Raw genomic sequence first — 16,806 nt, forward strand, 5'->3', positions numbered from 1 at the left:
GTGGAGGGTGTGGAAAGTGCGCGGCAACCGGATGGGGGCCGATTGCCGCGCACCGTGTCCTAGGCCTCGGAACGCTTACGGCGTCCGATGAGGAACAGGAGCAATCCCGCGCCAACCACCAGGATGCTGATGGGCAACACGGTGAGAACAACACCGGTGTAGGCCAACGATTCACCTGGCTGGTTCGGAACAACCGGCGGGAAGGTCACAACGGCACTTGCAGGTGGCGTGGTGACTTGCGGTCCCGTCGGAGGCAGGGCCGTCGCAGTCGCGTTGTTCAGGACCTTGCCGGCATTGATGTCGGCCTGGGTGACTGCATACGTTGCCGCAGCAGTTACCGTCTGGCCAGGCTGCAGCTCGCCGGGAGTACCCGGCCAGTTGTAGCGCAGTGCGGACAGTCCGGGCAGGGTGTCCTGTATGGATACGTTCGTCAACGTGACGTTGCCGGTGTTCTTCGCTGTGAAGTTGTAGATGACGATGTCACCCACCTTCGCAGGATCTCCGACGGCGGAAGCATCCGCGGTCTTCGAGAACTCCAGGGCAGCGTCCGGCGACAGCGGGGTGTCCGTGCCGGCAGGAGGCGGGGTGACCGCCGGGCCGGTGGGAGGAGTACCCGTGGTGGTTGCCACGTTGGCGACGTGACCGGCGTCGATATCAGCCTGGGTGACGTGGTAAGTCGCCTGGGCCGTGACCGTCCCGCCGGGCAACAACTCGCCGGGCGTGCCCGGCCAGGTGTAAGCCAGTGCGGAGAGGCCAGCCATGGGGTCATCGATGGACACGTTGCTCAGCTTCACGTTGCCGGTGTTCTTGGCCGTGAACTGGTAGACGATTTCGTCTCCCACGTGGGACGGACCGCCCACCAACGAAACCAGTGCCTGCTTGCTGAACTCCATGGCCGGCGAAGGCGTCAACGGGGTATCGGTTCCTGCCGGAGGCGGGCTGACCGCCGGGCCGGTGGGAGGAGTACCCGTGGTGGTTGCCAGGTTGGCGACGTGACCGGCGTCGATATCTGCCTGCGTGATCGCATACCTTGCCGTAGCGGTCACGGTCTCGCCTGGCTGCAGTTCGCCCGGAGTCCCGGGCCAGCTGTAGACCAGCGCCGAGAGCCCGGCCAGGGGATCATTGACGGACACGTTGGTCAGCTTCACGTTGCCGGTGTTCTTGGCCGTGAAGGCATAGGTGATCTGGTCGCCAACCTTTGTCGGGTCTTGAACGGCGCTCGAATCGGCCGACTTGGTGAACTCCATTGCCGGCGCCGGGGTCAACGGGGTGTCCGTCGTTCCCGGAGGAGGCGTCACGGGGGTGCCCGTTGGCGGAGTGCCGGTGGAGGTAGCTACGTTGGCGACGTGACCGGCGTCGATATCTGCCTGCTTGACCGCGTATGTCGCAGTAGCCGTCACCGTCTGGCCAGGCAGCAACTCACCGGGAGTGCCCGGCCACTTGTAGCTCAGCGCGGACAGACCAGCCAGCGGATCGTTGATGCCAACATCCTTCAGCGTCACATTGCCGGTGTTGCTGGCAGTGAACGTGTAAGTGATGACATCGCCAATGACCGCAGGACTGTGGACCGCCGACGAATCAGCAGTCTTGGTGAACACCATCCCCGGGGCCGGAACCAACGGAGTGTCCGTCGTTCCCGGAGGAGGCGTCACGGGGGTGCCCGTTGGCGGGTTGCCCGTCGTCGTGGCGCTGTTGGCGACATGGCCGGCGTCGATGTCCGACTGGGCCAAGGCATACTTTGCCGTCGCCGTTACCGTCTGGCCGGGCAGCAACTCACCGGCAGTGCCCGGCCAGTTGTAGCTCAGCGCAGACAGGCCGGCGAGTGGATCATTAATGACCACGTCGGTGAGCGTGACGTTGCCGGTGTTCTTCGCCTCGAACGCGTAGGTGATGCGATCGCCCACCACGGCAGGGTTCTGAACGCCGGAAGCGTCAGCCGTCTTGGTGAACTGCATTGCCGGCGCCGGGGTCAACGGGGTGTCCGTCTTTCCCGGAGGCGACGTGACCGGGGTACCGGTCGGAGGAACGCCAGTAGCAGTGGCCTCGTTGGCTACGTGGCCGGCATCGATATCCGCCTGGGTGACCGCGTAGGTTGCCGTCGCAGTCACCGACTGGCCGGGAAGGAGCTCACCGGGAGTTCCCGGCCAGTTGTAGCTCAGGGCAGACAGGCCAGCAAGAGGATCGTTGATCGTAACACCCGTCAGCTTCACGTTGCCCGTGTTCTTTGCCGTCAGGGTGTAGGTGATCTTGTCACCCACGGCCGCAGGGTTCTGAACAGCCGAAGCATCAGCCGACTTGGTCAGCGTCATATTGGCTGACGGCGTCAACGGAGTATCCGCACCTGCCGGCGGCGGAGTCACAGCAGGACCGGTGGGCGGCGTGCCCGTGGTCGTCGCCGTGTTCGCAACGTGGCCCGCATCAATATCACCCTGGGTAATCGCGTACGTAGCCGTAGCCGTCACCGACTGACCCGGCAACAACTCACCCGCAGCACCAGGCCAGCTGTACGTCAAAGCGGACAGGCCAGCCAGCGGGTCATCGATGGTGACCCCTGTGAGCTTCACGTTGCCGGTGTTCTTGGCGCTGAAAGAGTAGGTGATCTTGTCACCCACGGCCGCAGGGTTCTGAACAGCCGAAGCATCAGCCGACTTGGAGAACTCCATCGCCGGAGCCGGGGTCAGCGGAGTATCCGTGCCGGCGGGCGGAGCAGTTACTTCCGGGCCGTTAGGGGGCGTGCCTGTGGAGGTGGCCGTGTTCACCACGTGACCTGCATCTATATCAGCCTGCGTGATCGCGTACGTAGCAGTGGCAGTCACGGACTGACCGGGCTGCAGGGTTCCCGCGGCACCAGGCCAGGTGTAGCTCAGAGCCGACAGGCCAGCCAAGGGATCGTTGATCACAACACCCGTAAGCGCAACGTTGCCGGTGTTCTTGGCTTCAAAGGTGTAAGTGACGATGTCACCCACCTGCGAAGGCTTCTGCACCGCGGAAGCGTCGGCCGACTTGGTCAGCGTCATATTGGCCGACGGCGTCAACGGAGTATTCGTACCGGCCGGAGGCGGAGTCACAGCAGGACCCGTAGGCGGAGTGCCCGTGGAGGTCGCCCTGTTCACCACGTGGCCGGCATCAATATCCGCCTGCGTGATCGCGTACGTCGCCGTCGCGGTCACCGACTGACCGGGCTGCAACTCACCCGCAGCACCAGGCCACGTGTAGGAAAGCGCCGACAAACCAGCCAAAGGATCATTGATCGTCACACCCGTCAGCTTCACGTTGCCCGTGTTCTTGGCCTTGAAGGTGTAGGTGATCTTGTCACCCACGGTCGCAGGGTTCTGAACAGCCGAAGCATCAGCAGACTTGGTCAGGGACATGTCCGGCCCCGGGGTCAGCGGAGTATCCGTGGTTCCGGGCGGAGGGGTGACCGGAGGACCGGTGGGAGGATTACCCGAAGTGGTGGCCGAGTTGGCCACGTGACCGGCATCAATATCCGACTGCGTGATCGCATACGTTGCCATTGCCGTCACCGTTTCACCCGGAAGCAGCGTGCCGGGAGTTCCCGGCCACGAGTAGGTGAGGTTGGACAGGCCAGCCAGGGGATCATTGATGACGACACCGGTCAGCGGAGTATTCCCGGTGTTCTTTGCCGTGAAGTTGTAGGTGACCACATCACCCACCTGCGCCGGAGACTTTACGGCCGAAGCATCAGCCGACTTGCTGAATTCCAAGGCCGGAGCAGGCTGCGCAGTGTTCGTCAGCACGCAATCGATCTTTGCACCCGGAACCGGTGTCAACGAAAGGGAACCAGAGAATGCCGCACCCGACGGAAGGCCGGGCTGGAGTCCGTTGGCGTCCGTGCAGGTAATGGCCTGGGTGTAGCCACCAAGGTTCGTACCGGACTCCGTCAGGTAGTAAGCGGCGCCGGCGTCGGCAAGGTATTCACCCGTAGTACCCGTACCGGCAACCACCGCAGAGCCCGTTCCCGACGTGGTGGAGTTGGCTGTACTGTTGACCACTGCACCGGTTGCCGAACCCGATCGGATCTCCATGGTGAACTGATCGGAATCACTCAAGCGGGGAGCATCCAGCGCCTTGCTCAGCGTGATGCGGGGAGCCTTGACCACCAAAGTAGCGTCGGCAGGGGGGTTCAGGTTTGTCTGGATGTTCGCGGCACCGTTAACGTAGCTGCCTTCGGTATCCGAGGTGACATCAACTGTGATGGTGCACGATTCCTGGCCTGCCGCCAAGTCGCCACCAGTAACGGAGATGACCCCGCTGCCTGCTGTCGCAGTGGTAGCCAGCGGAGCACCAGCGGACTGAACACACGTGCCACCGATCTTGGGGGTTTTTGCAACAACCAGTCCGTTGGGCAGGGTGTCCGTGATGGACCAGTCATCCTTGGCGTTGAGCTCGCTGGTATTGGTCACGGTAAGCGTCAGGGTGGACGTTCCACCTGGACCGATCAGTGCCGGTGAGAAGGACTTGTCCAGCTGCGGAGTAACGTCCACGAGGCGCACATTGTCGAAGGCGCCATCGTTGCCGTTGGTGGTTCCGTTGTTGTTCCACATCTCCAGGCCCAAGGAAGCACCAGCGGATTGGAAAGCCTGGTTGGTGATCATCGAGTTGATGTTCACGGTCTTGGTGACAGTGCCGAAAACACCGCCAATATCGCTGGTGACCTGCTGCTGGTACGTTTTTACATTTGGATCAGACGAGGTCTGGCATCCGTTCAAGGGATCGCCGATGGGCGTGACGGTTCCGTCAGCATCCACCTTGGCGAACTGGTAGGACGGGTCCGCGGATGCAGCCATGCAGTTGATGTAGGCAGTATCAACGCCGAAGGTGTAGTAATGGCCTGCCGTGGTGGAAATGGGCTTGACCGTCTTGAACATCACGCCGTTGTTGGGGCCGGCCGGGACGAGGGCACAGAAGCCAGTGGTGGTGTCTGTGGAAGGGCATTCCGTAAAGGAGCTGGTCACGTGGTCCGTGTCGGGAGAACCGGGAGTGAACTGTTGGCCCATGCCCTTGGCGAGCATCCGCAACTGCTGGTAACTGCGGCGGGTTGAGTTGTCGGCACAACGATTGCTGGTCCCTGAAACACCGCTTCCAGACACTGCCCACGGAGGCGTATCCGTATTGGCGTAGCTTAGGATGACGCCATTGCATCGTGCGGCATCAATCCATCCGGAGGAACCGGAGTAGGTCTGCCCGGCGGCACCTACGTATGTTGTGGAGCCGGGTGCCGAGTAGGACTGGGCGCCCAGCGCGGTGTTGTCTGTGCCGTTCTCGAAGTCTTCGGTGAAGACCACCGTGCCGGGCTGGGTCACGCCTGGCGTTCCCGGGACTGTGGCCAGGGCCGGGGGCGCCAAAGCGCCGCCCACCCCTAAGGAGATGATCGCTGTGGCGAGTAGACCCGCTAACAGCTTTCGTGGACGCGTATGTTTCATTGACTCTCTTGGTTTCTCTAGATCGCGCGAATAGCCCATCCAAAAAACGGGGTTCGCTCGGCTGCTCGCCACTGGTCCAGTACGGGCGGCCGACTTTTTCGTGTCGTCGAAACCCGGCCGGACTTCAACGAGGACGCCGACCAGGGCGACCTAGTGCTCCTGTGGAGCCCATGCTGAAAACGTGACGCGAGAAATCAAGAAAGTTTTGAGAATTTTTTAGTGAAACGTGTTGGTGAAGGTCTTGGTGACGATCCCGGCTCCCCCAAGCTGGTAATCCAGGGTTCCCGGATCCGCGGGTTGGGACAGGGAAACTCCCAGGGCGAACTTGAGTTGGGTCGCATTCAGGGAGGCTGTTGTGCAGCGAACCTGCCCCGCCCCCGCCGTCGCGCAAGTCCACCCCGCGGGTGCCACGGTTTTTCCGGAGATGAACGTCGCTTGCGCGGGAAGGGTAAAGATCGCCTCACCGGAGGACGGCCTACCGTCCCCCAGCAGGGAAAACTCCACCGTCAGGTCCCTTTCGGCTGGGTTGGCCCCGTGGCCAGCGGCAAACGCAGCCTCGACAGTTTGGCCAGGCGCCGCAACAGCAGGCTGTGCGACGACCGGCGTCGAAGTGACCACTGCGGAAGCGATGACGCTCGCTTTACGCTGCACCACCGGCACATCGGGAACCACGACGGCGGGAACTTGTGGGACCATTTCCACCTCCGGCTCAGCAGGAGGTTCTTCAGCCGTGGCCTGCGGTGCTTCGGGGGCAGCGGCGCTGGGTGGCGCCGAAACCATGGGAGTGTCCGGAGTGGCGGACTGGGCTGGAGGGGCAACGTCGGCCCCGGCCACTGGCGATTCGGAAACCGGCTGGAGGATCCAGGCCATGAATCCAGCCAGGGCCACTGCTGCTATGGCCGCAGCGACCAACAGCTTGGACAGCGCCGCGGAACCCTTGCCAGCATCCGCAGTGGGCAGGACCGCCGTCGTGCTTGTGGCGCCGGAGCCCGCAACTGCGGATGTAAAGGCGGCCGCCGCAGCCGGTGTGAGCGCAAAACCTGCAAACAGGGGGAATACGATCCCGCGCATGCGGGCCTCAACATCGCTGAGTTCCATTAACAGCGCCGTGCACTTGGCACAAGTTTCCAGATGGGCGCTGACCTTTTCCCGTGAGGAACGCTTCAAAGCGTGGCGAGCGTATTTTCCCAACTGGCCTGCGTATTCATCGCAGGCTTCGTCCACTGACTGGCTGATGTGGTGCTGCAGGTAAGCCTGGCGGAGGCCTTCCCGGGCACGGATCGCCAATGAGGACACGCCGTTCGGGCTCAGACCCACGAACGGTGCCGCTGCAGCCGGCTTCAATCCTTCGATGTCCATGTGCCAGAGGACGGCCTGCCAGCGCTCCGGCAGGGACTTGAACGCCTTGGCCATGGTGCTGGATTCGAATTCGAGCAGGACGGTATCGGGGTCCTGCACGGCTGAATCCAGCACGGAGTCGTCGACGGCCATGGGCGTGCGCCTGGCCCTCTTGTTCCTATCGTGGGCGGTGCGCCGTACGACTGTCAGGAGGTAGGAACGGAAGAACTCCCTCGGACCCTTGCCGTCCTTCAGTGACTGGAAAATCGAGGCAAACGACTCTGCCACCACGTCATCGGCGTCGCTCGGATTGTCCGTCTGCTGCCTCGCCACGTATTGGGCAACCGGAAGGTGCCTTTTATAGAGAATGTCGAAGGCGTCTGTTGACCCCTGTCGCACCAGGTCCAAAATTCGGGGATCGCTGTCGACTGCAGTCAAGGCCGATCCCCCGCGTGCCCCTGCCACCAATGCTTGATCCATAAGCAGTAGTGTGACATCAGATTGCAATATGACTTGAATCTCAGGATGCTTACGACTATAAGCGGCACAAAAATCCCGGTGGACTGCAACACGACATCGACCGAGGCGCCACTAACGCGATATGAGCTCTCCCATCACCGCATCTTCACCCGAAGCAGGGCGTGCGGGTCAGCGGCTCACCATTGAGCAAAATTGCCCGTTCTACCCGGAAATACAGCCGGACGGATGGGCCGACACGAAGTCCCCGGGCAACCCGGATGGTCCAATCCAAAGGCACAAACCACGTGACGTTGGTCTACGGCGCAGATAAGTCGACTGCGGTTACGGGAGACACTGTGAGCTCTACCGCATGGATCACCAACTGCTCCAAAAGCCACCTGCGTAACATTTGTCTTAATCCCCGCTCATTCACCAACGAGGCCATGTAACCGCCTGGCGAAAGCATCACGCGCAGCTTCAATGCGGCGGGACAAAACCCCTAGTCGTTGTCCGGTTCACCCACGGGCTTCTCCGCTGGCCAGTCGACGTCCTGCTCATAGCCCTCGTGCTTCTGCAGATAGGAAGCAATGTAGGGGCAGTGCGGGATGATGCGCTTGCCGGAGGCCACAACATCGTCCAGCGCGAAATGCGCCAGGACCTTGGCCAGTCCCTGACCCTTGAACCGGGGCTTAGTTTCGGTATGCGTGAAGTCGATATGACCGGGCCGATCGATGAATTGGGATATCACCGCAAGCTCCCCATCCACATGCAGTTCGTAACGGTGGAATTTGTCATTGCGGACAGTGGTGACGCCCGCGCGGAAAGAGTCGGCCAATGATTCAGTGTCGGTCATGATTCGAGATTGGCACGTAAACCTTGCGCTGGCAACGTGGGCTCCCCGCCCGGCACCTGGGGCGGCAGCACCGGCGTCGGAACCCTTCCCAAAAGCAGGACGGCGAGCGCAAAGCACGCCGCGCCCCCGCCGAGCAGCGCCAGCGTCAGGCCGTTAAGGGCGGCGTCCATCACCGGGAGGAAAACCACGACGCCGGCAGTCACCACAGCGGTCCTTGAGGGACCGCGCGCGTGGCTGGCCGCTGTCGGACGGTTTTCCAGCCGGCCGAAGACGAGGATGACTGGTACCAACAAGGCGACCACGGCGAAGAAGACCGGAATCCGCGCCCACCACCACTCAGCGGTGACAGGTGACGGCTTGGGGAAGTCGGTGAGCAGGAGCAGCCCGGACATGCCGACCAGAAGCGGCAAATGCCAGAGATAGACCGTCATGGCGCGCCGACCCGCAACGGCAATCATGGCCTGGATCCAGCGGACCGACCCCAGCCATTGGATGCCGTCGCGGATCAGTTGGAGCGTGGCTGTCTGCGAAATACCGAGAAGCAACAAGCAGAGGTTGGGCGGGTTGATGTTCACCACCATGTTCCCCGGGTAGACTGCAACGCCGGTGACAATCCCGAGCAGCAGGTTGCTGGCTGCGATCACCCCCACCAGCCATGTGCGGCTGCGGTTGCGGAAGTAGCCGTCAGCCACAAAGAAGCCCAGCTGCTGCACCGCACACCACACAAACACCATGTTGACGAAGGCCAGCACGGGGATGGCTCCGCGCAGGGAGTCCACCGTGATGACCAGTGCCGTCAGGATTCCGAGGGTCAACCATGGTGCGCGTTGGTGGAAGCGGGCCATCAGGGGAATGCTCACCTGCGCAGTCAGGTAGGCGGCGAGGAACCAAAGCGGCATCGCTGCCCCAGTGGCCATCAGTCCGATCACCTGGGGATGGACTCCCAGCAGCAACGCCGCCCACAGCCCGCCCCACATGACAGCGAGCAAGGCCATAGCCGGGCGGACCAGCCTTAGCAGGCGCACCTGGGCGAATTGAAAGCCGTTGCCTCCACGCGCGCGGAGGCGGCGCCACGATTGCAGGCCTGTCACGCCGCCCAGAACGAAGAACAGCGGAACAATCATGAGCACCCACACCACGGGGGTGAACCACCCTTGCTCCATCAGGGTGTTCTCGGTGGTGACCGTTCCGTCCTTGTGGAGGACCGGGCTGACCATCATGCAGTGTGCGGCAACCACCAGGAGCAGGCAAGCAAAGCGGACAAGGTCGATCGCCGGGTCCCGCCGAACGGCCGCTGCTTGGCCGGCCGGAGTGTCCAGATGCTGTGGCCTCTCCATGGCCTTCCCACCTCCTGCTGCCTCCATTGTCCGCCCAGGGCGCAAGAGCAGCCAGAGATCAGCCGTCCGTGCGCCGGAGCAACCGTTCCCGCTCCGACGGATCCACCGCTGCCGCACAAGCCGCCGCGGCCATGCCAAAGGCGGCATCCAACACCGCCTTGTCCGCGGCCGCCGTGGCACCAAAGGCCGCGAACTCGGCAGTGTGGTGCGCGGCGCCACGGACCTCATAGCCGACCATTGGGTGGATGCTCGGCACCAGTTGGGAGACATTGCCCATATCGGTGGACGCAACAGGATCGGCGTTGACTTCCACGGAACGGCCCCGGGATTCCAAGGCGGAACGGTAAGCGTCCGAGAGGAAGGGATCCTGGCGCAGTTCGGCATAGTCATTACCGTGCGGGGTGACCTGCAGGGTACAACCGCTGGCGTGGGCACCGGCCTCCAGGCATCGCCGGACTTTGTCCTGGATGATCTTCAGCGTCGCGATGTTCCGAGCACGCATTTCGATGCTTGCCCGTGCACGTTCGGGGATGACGTTTACGGCGCTGCCACCCTCCGTCACGATCAAGGATGCAATGGAGCCTGCGGGCAATTGTTGGCGGGCAAGGGCGATCGCGGTTTGGGCAACAACCAGCGCGTCCAACGCGTTCACGCCGTCCCAAGGCGCGGCCGCGGCATGGGCGGGCCGGCCCTCGAACAGCACGTCCCACATGCCCATGGCCAAGGAGGTTCCACCCACCACGTCACGGCCTGCGGCGTGGGCCATCATGGCCAGCGAAACGTCGTCGAAAAAGCCTTCCTCAATCAAGTCCGCTTTTCCGCCCGTCGTCTCCTCGGACGGAGTGCCCAACACCTTGACGGTTATGCCCACGCGGTCTTCCACGGCTGCAAGGGCGAGCGCTGCCCCGACAGCGCTGGCCGCGTTCACGTTGTGCCCACAGGCGTGGCCGATCGCCGGAAGTGCGTCATACTCCACGCACAGGGCAATCACCAGCTCACCGCTTCCGGCCCGGGCACTGAAGGCCGTCGGTTGCCCCGGCTGCACGGCGTCGAAAGTGAACCCCGCCTTCCGCAGCAGCTTCCGTACCCGTTTGGCTGCCCGGAACTCCTGGCCGCCCAATTCCGGATCAGCATGGATGGCGTGGCTCAGGTCCAGCAGGTCCGGTTTCCAGCGGTCCAGGGCTTCGTCCAGCTCCGGGTTCAGCTCGCCCTGGGAGACAAGCCCGACGGCGGCGTGCGGCTTGATGAATCCAACCCCCGTACTCATGCGGTCACCGTTACGGCAGCACGCTTGGGGTACTTGGCACTCGCGCCTGCCGCGACCAATGCGGCCAGGGCCAACGCACCCCAGATGGCGAATACCCCGCCCTGGGAAATGTGCCCCGACTCGACGAAGGCGGAAGAGATGAGCTTGACCACCGCCGCACCCACGGCGATCCCCACGGACAACCCCAACTCGTTGAGTCCGGCTGCCGTAGAGGTCTCCTCCAAGGGAACGCCCTCCACGGAAAGGGCACGGGTCCCGGCCTGGTACATCCCCAGGCTTACGTTGAACAGTGCGAAGCCAGCGCAGTACCCGGCGAAGGAGGAGTGGGCCAGGGCCATGACCAGGAAACCGCAGGCTAACAGGAGACCTGCAGTAACCAAGGTGGCGCGTTCGCCGAATCGACGCATGGCCTTGGCCGTCAGCAGCGAGGACACCAGGGAGAGCACCGAGGCCAAAGCCAGGACGATGGCGATCATGAGGGGGCTTAGCGCAAAGCCGTATCCGGATTTTTCCGGTGCCGAATGCAGGAAGATGCCATTGGTGCCGAAGTAGCTGATGGATGCGAACCCAAAGAAGAACGTGGCGAGCGAGATGGTGCGGATCCTCGGGTTCACCAGCATCCGCAGGTCCATGAAACGACGGCCTGATCCGGCCCTGAAGTCGCGCCGGGCCCAGTAGGCCAGAAGGACGAGTCCCACCAGCCCTGCCCCAATCGTGCGGGGGTCCAGCCAGCCCCACTCCGGTGCCATGGAAAGAGCCACCACAAAGCCAATCAGGCCCAGCGAGCAAGCCAGCAGCGGCGCAAGGGCGATTCCCTCACGGGTGGGGACCCCGGCGTCGGGCAGTATGAAGGAACAGACGAGGGCCACCGCCGCGAACGGAACGCCCACCCAGAAGCCGAGCGTGGGGTCGGTGACGCCCACGATTCCGGCGAGCAACCCTCCGGCACCAACCATGATCATGAGCATGCCGATCATGACACTCACTCCGGTACGGGTGTGGGCGGGGCTGGTGACGCGGAGGATTCCCATCATGAGTGGGATGAAGCCCACCACGCACGTCAACATCACAACGCCAAGGGTCACAGTCCACAAAGAGGGCCACAGGGCCATCTGAAGAACGCCGAGGGTTACGATGCCGGTCGACCAGCGCAGCACCAACCGGTATCCGTAACTGTCACCGAGCCTGGAAATGATCGGAGTGAGGACCGCGAAGCTCACATTGGAGATCAGGAAGATGCCGTTGATGGTGGGATCGTCGATCTCGAAGACCGGCCCCAATGCCGGAAGGATCGGGTTGAGGTATCCCTGGGTTACGCCGCTGAGAGATTCGATCAAGGCCATCGCCAGGATCATCCCCGCGATGGACCTGCGTGCCGTGGCCGAAGTTGCGGGAGGGGCTGTGTTGCTTGCCATGTCCGTCCTTGTGTCGTGAAGTGGTGAGGCGAGTCACAACGTTAGGGTGGGCAACTACACTTGATCTCAAATCGTTCGAATCCGACTTCCGCCGAGGACAAATGCACGAATCAACCATGATTGCCGAAGCGGATCTGGAAATCGTGAATGCCCTTCAGATCAATCCACGGGCCGAATGGAGCAGGATTGCCGAAGCTTTGGGGCTCTCCGCCCCGACCGCCGCTCGCCGGTGGAATGCCCTGGCCGAGCAGGGCCAGGCATGGATCACACCTGCGCCCGGGCATCGCTACCTCAGCGCCGGATGGTCCGCGTTCATCCACATTTCCTCGACGCCCAGCGATAGCCAAGCGCTCATCGAACGCGTCTGCGCTGAACCGGCCTTTGGCACCGTCTCTTTGGTGACAGGTTCGCACGACCTCTTTGTGGACTGCTTCGCATCAAGCCACGAGGAGCTCATGGACATCGTCACCGGCTCCTTCCCCGAGCTTCCCGGAGTGACCCATCGCGAGGTGGTTTTCGTCACCAAGTTATACAGGCAGGCCTCGGATTGGCGGAGCGGGACACTGGAACCCGCGCGTGCCCGGCTGGTCTCAGCCCAGCCGCTGGCCGAGCAGCCGGGCTACGCACCGGACCGCCTGGACGCCGAATTGCTCGTGGAACTGGCTAAGGACGGACGGGCGAGTTGGGCGGAACTCGGGAGTGCCTGCGGCGTCTCACCGCAAACCGCGCGACGCCGGGTGGAGCGATTCCTTGCCACCGGCTACATCACGCTGCGTTGTGACGCATCGACGGCGGCACAACAGGGACTGCGGGAGGTCACCCTGGTGTTGAACGTCCCGGCCCAGTACGTCGACGACGTGGGCCGCTACTTCGCCGGACTGGGCAACTGCCGGCTCAGCGCACAGGTCCTTGGTGCGCAAAACCTGCTGGTGACCCTGTGGGTCCGGGACTATCTCGAAGTGCAAGCCTACGAACGCGAACTGGCGGAACGTGCGCCCGGAAGCTCCGTCATCTCACGCCAGGCGGTAGTGCGAACCTTCAAGAGGCTCGGGCATGTGCTGGACGCAGCCGGCCGAAGCACACGCGTGGTTCCCCTGCCACTGTGGACCGCGCCGTAATTCACAGGAAAGGCCCCGCTGAAAGCGGCGAATAAAACGATAGTCTAATGCCATGTGGGCAACAGTCCACTGCACGGTTAAAGAACAATGGACCCGACGGCAATCGGGTCCCTGTTCAGAGCAGTGCGCTCATTGATGCGGTAAAGAGGGCCATAGAACCTCAAACGCCACGTCTTGAGTCTATGGCCCACGCACCGTCGACGCAATGTTCAGTTGCCCGGCGGCGCGCCGCGTCCTGTTCCAATCGGAGGAGGTACCGGAAGAACGTCGGTGGGCCGCTATGGACGGTTCGACGAAACACCGGCAGGATCAGAGCCATGACAACCTCCATTTTTGTGAATCTCCCTGTCAGCGACCTTGAGGCGTCCAAAGCCTTCTATACAGCGCTTGGTTACGAGATCAACCCAAACTTCACCGATGACACCGCGGCGTGCGTGGTGTTCAGCGACACGATCTACGCAATGCTGCTGACGCACGATAAGTTCAGCGAATTCACCAAGCACCCCATCGCCGACACGAAGAACTCGACGGCGGCCATCGTCGCCCTTTCGGCCGAGAGCCGGGAAGCTGTGGACGAGTTGGCCAACAAAGCACTCGAAGCCGGCGGTACGGAAACCTACGAAGCCCAAGACCTCGGCTTCATGTACAGCCGCGCGTTCCGGGACCTCGACGGCCACCACTGGGAAATCCTGTGGATGGACGACGCCGCAGCGCAGGCCGGCCCACCGGAGCACTAACCACCGGCTTTAGAGGATGGCGACAATTCCAAGCACGACGGCGATCAGCGGAGTAATACCCTGCGTGGTTGCAGCCCGGAGGTACTTCCGCCCACTTGCTGCGAGGACCAGTGCGGCCAGCAACATTGAGCCGCACGAGCTGAACACGAGGGTCCAGCCCACCTGCGGCGAACCGGCCCACACGGCGATGATGCCCACCAACGCTCCGATGGCCAGGAAAAGGTTATAGAAGCCCTGGTTGTAGGCAAGCGGCCTGGTGGTTTCCGCGTCGGCCTGGGATGTCAGGCTGAAGCGTTTCCACGTGGCGGGCTTGGTCCAGGTGATTGACTCCATGGTGAAGATGTACACGTGCAGCAGGGCCGCGATGAGGGCAAAAATCAGGGAGGCCAGGATCATGTTTTGATCCTAGCCTCCCTGTAATTCCCGGCTCGGAAAGTCAGGCGCGGAGCAGCTCCAGCGTGGCGCCGGCAAAGCCAGCGGCAGAGAAACTCCAGCGGGCCAGCAACCCCTGGAGGTTCTCCCCGTCGGCGCGGTGGGCCGTGGTTTCGGACTCCAACGTGGACAGGATGCCCGTCCGGAGCTCGGTGTTGAAGTTCACTTTGCCCACGCGCATGGATGGCGCCTTGGACAACTCCGCAGCCGGGATTCCCGAGGCACCGTGAAGCACCAACGGCACCTCCGTCCGTGAGGCAACGTCCTGCAGCACATCCCAGCGGATGTTCGGCTCGCCCTTGTACTTTCCGTGCACATTCCCCACCGCGACGGCGAGCAACTGCGCGCCGGTACGCTCAACAAAGTCAGCCACCTGCGCCGGGTCAGTGAGCCCGGCAACGGAAGTCCCGGCGTCGTGCGCGTCAACCGAGGCGCCGAAGGCCTTGTCCTCGTCGCCCGCAAGGCCGCCAAGCTCGGCTTCCAGCACAACGTCAGAGTGGCCGGCATTTTCCAGTGCGGCACGGACTTCGCGGACCAGGGCGATGTTGTCCTCGTATTCGAGGGAGGAACCGTCGGCCAGCACCGCATCGGCGCCTGCCGCGACGGAATCGAGGATCACGGACAGGTCCGAGGCGTGGTCCAGCTGAACGGAGACCGGAACGCCGGCATCGTCCGCCAAGCCACGCAGGGCCTTGATCAGGCGCAGGCCGTTCGGCGTGGAAGCCGTCTTCGGAGCGACCAACAGGATCACACCCAGCCGGGCCTCCTCCGCCGCGGAAACGACAGCAAGCGCGGTGGTGAAGTCGTAGCACGTGAAAGCGGGAACGGCAGAGCCCGAAGCCAAGGCGGAGCCGACCAACTGGTCCAGGGAAGCGCGCATCAGTGGGCCAGGCCTCCCACCAGGATCCACGCAACGTACGTCAGGACGAAGCCGGCCAGGCCAAGGATGGTGGTGAGGACGGTCCAGGTCTTGAGCCCGTCGGACACTGTGAGGCCGTAGTAGCGGATCACGGTCCAGAAGCCGGCGTCGGTCACGTGGGACAGGCCCAAGGAGCCGAAGCCGATGGCGATCACGATGACGGCGATCTGGGCGGGTGAGTAGCCGCCCTCCATGACCGCGGAGGTGAGCAGGCCCGTCGTCGTCACGATGGCGACGGTGGCCGAACCCTGTGCTGCGCGCAGTGCCAGCGAGATGATGAAGCCGAGCACGATCACCGGCAGGCCCAGGCTGTCCAGCGTGTGGGACAGGGCGGCGCCGATACCGGACGTGCGGAGGACTTCACCAAACACGCCACCGGCCGCCACCACCATCAGGATGGAAGCGATGGGAGGCAGTGCGCCTTCGAAGATCTCGCCGGTTTCCTTTAGCGACCAGTTGCGGCGTACAGCAAGCAGGAAGAAGGAGAGGGCAACGGCAACGAGGAGCGCGAAGAACGGATTGCCAATGAAGGAAGCGACGCCGTACCAGTAGTTGTCCTTGGCGATAGTCAGCGTGCCAACGGTGCCGAGGAGGATCTGGACGATCGGAGCGGCGATCAGGAACATGATCAGGCCCGGACGCGGCGGAGCGATGGCGCGGGCGCCGGGGCCGTCGTGGCCAACGCGGACCAGCGAGTCGGAACCGAATTCTTCAACCTGCGCCTTGACGCCGGGAAGCAGCTCGTAGTCCTTGCGGTTCATGATGCTGGCAACCCAGTAGGACAGGAAGCCGAGCGGCACGCAGATGATCAGCGAGATCAGCGTGATGAGTCCGATGTCAGCCCCGAACACGCCGGCACCTGCAACGATGCCCGGGTGCGGCGGGACAGCCACGTGGATGGAGAGCATGATTCCGGCCATGGGCAGGCCGAACTTGATCGGGTGGACCTTGGCGATTTTGGCGAAAGCGTAAACGATCGGGACCAGGACAATGACGCCCACCTCGAAGAAGACCGGGATGGCGACGAGGAAGCCAACGGCGGTGAGGGCAATGGCAACGCGCTTGGCGCCGAGCTTCTCGGTGAAGTGGGTTGCCAGCGATTGCACGCCGCCGGACACCTCGATCATGCGCCCAAGGATGGCACCGAGGGCAATGAGCAGGGCCACCTTGCCCATGGTGCTGCCAACACCGTTGGTGACTACCGTGAAGATGTCCTTGAGCGGGATCTGCGCGGCAACGCCCACCAGGATGCTGACGGCCAGGAGGGCCACGAAGGCTTGGATCTTGAAGCGGATGATCAACACGAGCAGCAAAGCGATGCCCGCGGCGGCGATGGTCAACAGCAGCGGAGTGCCCAGTTCCACTGCGGGTTTGATGGCCGGCGCATCGGCGGCGCGAACCATCAGCGAATTGATGAGGGGATTCATTTGGGGAGTGTCTCCTTTGACATACCAGTCTAGAAGACCGGTAAAAAGGCGCGACGACGG

11 protein-coding genes are annotated in these 16,806 nt (G+C 63.1%); 2 read left to right on the top strand and 9 right to left on the bottom strand.

Translation table 11 applies throughout. From position 1 onward, the window contains the following. Window positions 1–59 precede the first annotated feature (59 nt). The 6 genes from ACIPY2_RS16830 to ACIPY2_RS16855 form a co-directional block, all read right to left on the bottom strand. Window positions 60–5,444: a hypothetical protein gene (locus ACIPY2_RS16830; RefSeq protein WP_400267535.1), complete on the bottom strand. Its 5,385-nt coding sequence runs from the start codon at window positions 5,442–5,444 to the stop codon at window positions 60–62. Between the two features lie 216 nt (window positions 5,445–5,660). Beyond that, window positions 5,661–7,262 carry a sigma-70 family RNA polymerase sigma factor gene (locus tag ACIPY2_RS16835; protein ID WP_400267536.1) on the bottom strand — a complete coding sequence of 534 codons (1,602 nt, stop codon included), beginning with the start codon at window positions 7,260–7,262 and terminating at the stop codon, window positions 5,661–5,663. A 478-nt stretch (window positions 7,263–7,740) separates the two neighbouring features. Beyond that, on the bottom strand, window positions 7,741–8,094 hold the full coding sequence (locus tag ACIPY2_RS16840; protein ID WP_400267537.1) for a GNAT family N-acetyltransferase: 354 nt from the start codon (window positions 8,092–8,094) through the stop codon (window positions 7,741–7,743). After that, on the bottom strand, window positions 8,091–9,431 hold the full coding sequence (locus ACIPY2_RS16845) for an acyltransferase (RefSeq protein WP_400267538.1): 1,341 nt from the start codon (window positions 9,429–9,431) through the stop codon (window positions 8,091–8,093). Before ACIPY2_RS16845 ends, ACIPY2_RS16840 begins: the two co-directional genes overlap by 4 nt. A 58-nt stretch (window positions 9,432–9,489) precedes the next feature. After that, window positions 9,490–10,698 carry a M20 family metallopeptidase gene (locus tag ACIPY2_RS16850; RefSeq protein WP_400267539.1) on the bottom strand — a complete coding sequence of 403 codons (1,209 nt, stop codon included), beginning with the start codon at window positions 10,696–10,698 and terminating at the stop codon, window positions 9,490–9,492. Beyond that, window positions 10,695–12,113, bottom strand: a complete 1,419-nt coding sequence (locus ACIPY2_RS16855) for an MFS transporter (RefSeq protein ID WP_400267540.1) — start codon at window positions 12,111–12,113, stop codon at window positions 10,695–10,697. The genes ACIPY2_RS16850 and ACIPY2_RS16855 overlap by 4 nt, the downstream gene beginning before the upstream one ends. 101 nt (window positions 12,114–12,214) lie before the next feature. Here ACIPY2_RS16855 and ACIPY2_RS16860 point away from each other — a divergent pair, with 101 nt between their 5' ends. Continuing rightward, window positions 12,215–13,231, top strand: a complete 1,017-nt coding sequence (locus ACIPY2_RS16860) for an Lrp/AsnC family transcriptional regulator (protein WP_400267541.1) — start codon at window positions 12,215–12,217, stop codon at window positions 13,229–13,231. Window positions 13,232–13,548: 317 nt separating this feature from the next. After that, complete coding sequence (locus tag ACIPY2_RS16865) at window positions 13,549–13,968, top strand: VOC family protein (RefSeq protein WP_400267542.1); 420 nt, start codon at window positions 13,549–13,551, stop codon at window positions 13,966–13,968. A 9-nt stretch (window positions 13,969–13,977) separates the two neighbouring features. Here the strand turns inward: ACIPY2_RS16865 and ACIPY2_RS16870 are convergent, their stop codons facing one another. Genes ACIPY2_RS16870 through ACIPY2_RS16880 form a run of 3 tightly spaced genes read right to left on the bottom strand, consistent with a single transcriptional unit; the run spans window position 13,978 to window position 16,746 of the window. Continuing rightward, window positions 13,978–14,364 carry a DUF1304 domain-containing protein gene (locus tag ACIPY2_RS16870; protein ID WP_400267543.1) on the bottom strand — a complete coding sequence of 129 codons (387 nt, stop codon included), beginning with the start codon at window positions 14,362–14,364 and terminating at the stop codon, window positions 13,978–13,980. A 40-nt stretch (window positions 14,365–14,404) separates the two neighbouring features. Next, window positions 14,405–15,280, bottom strand: a complete 876-nt coding sequence (locus tag ACIPY2_RS16875; RefSeq protein ID WP_400267544.1) for a class II fructose-bisphosphate aldolase — start codon at window positions 15,278–15,280, stop codon at window positions 14,405–14,407. Continuing rightward, on the bottom strand, window positions 15,280–16,746 hold the full coding sequence (locus tag ACIPY2_RS16880) for a GntP family transporter (RefSeq protein ID WP_400267545.1): 1,467 nt from the start codon (window positions 16,744–16,746) through the stop codon (window positions 15,280–15,282). The genes ACIPY2_RS16875 and ACIPY2_RS16880 overlap by 1 nt, the downstream gene beginning before the upstream one ends. Window positions 16,747–16,806: the final 60 nt, after the last annotated feature.

This window comes from Paenarthrobacter sp. NPDC089675, from assembly GCF_044749185.1.
Taxonomy (GTDB): Bacteria; Actinomycetota; Actinomycetes; order Actinomycetales; family Micrococcaceae; genus Arthrobacter.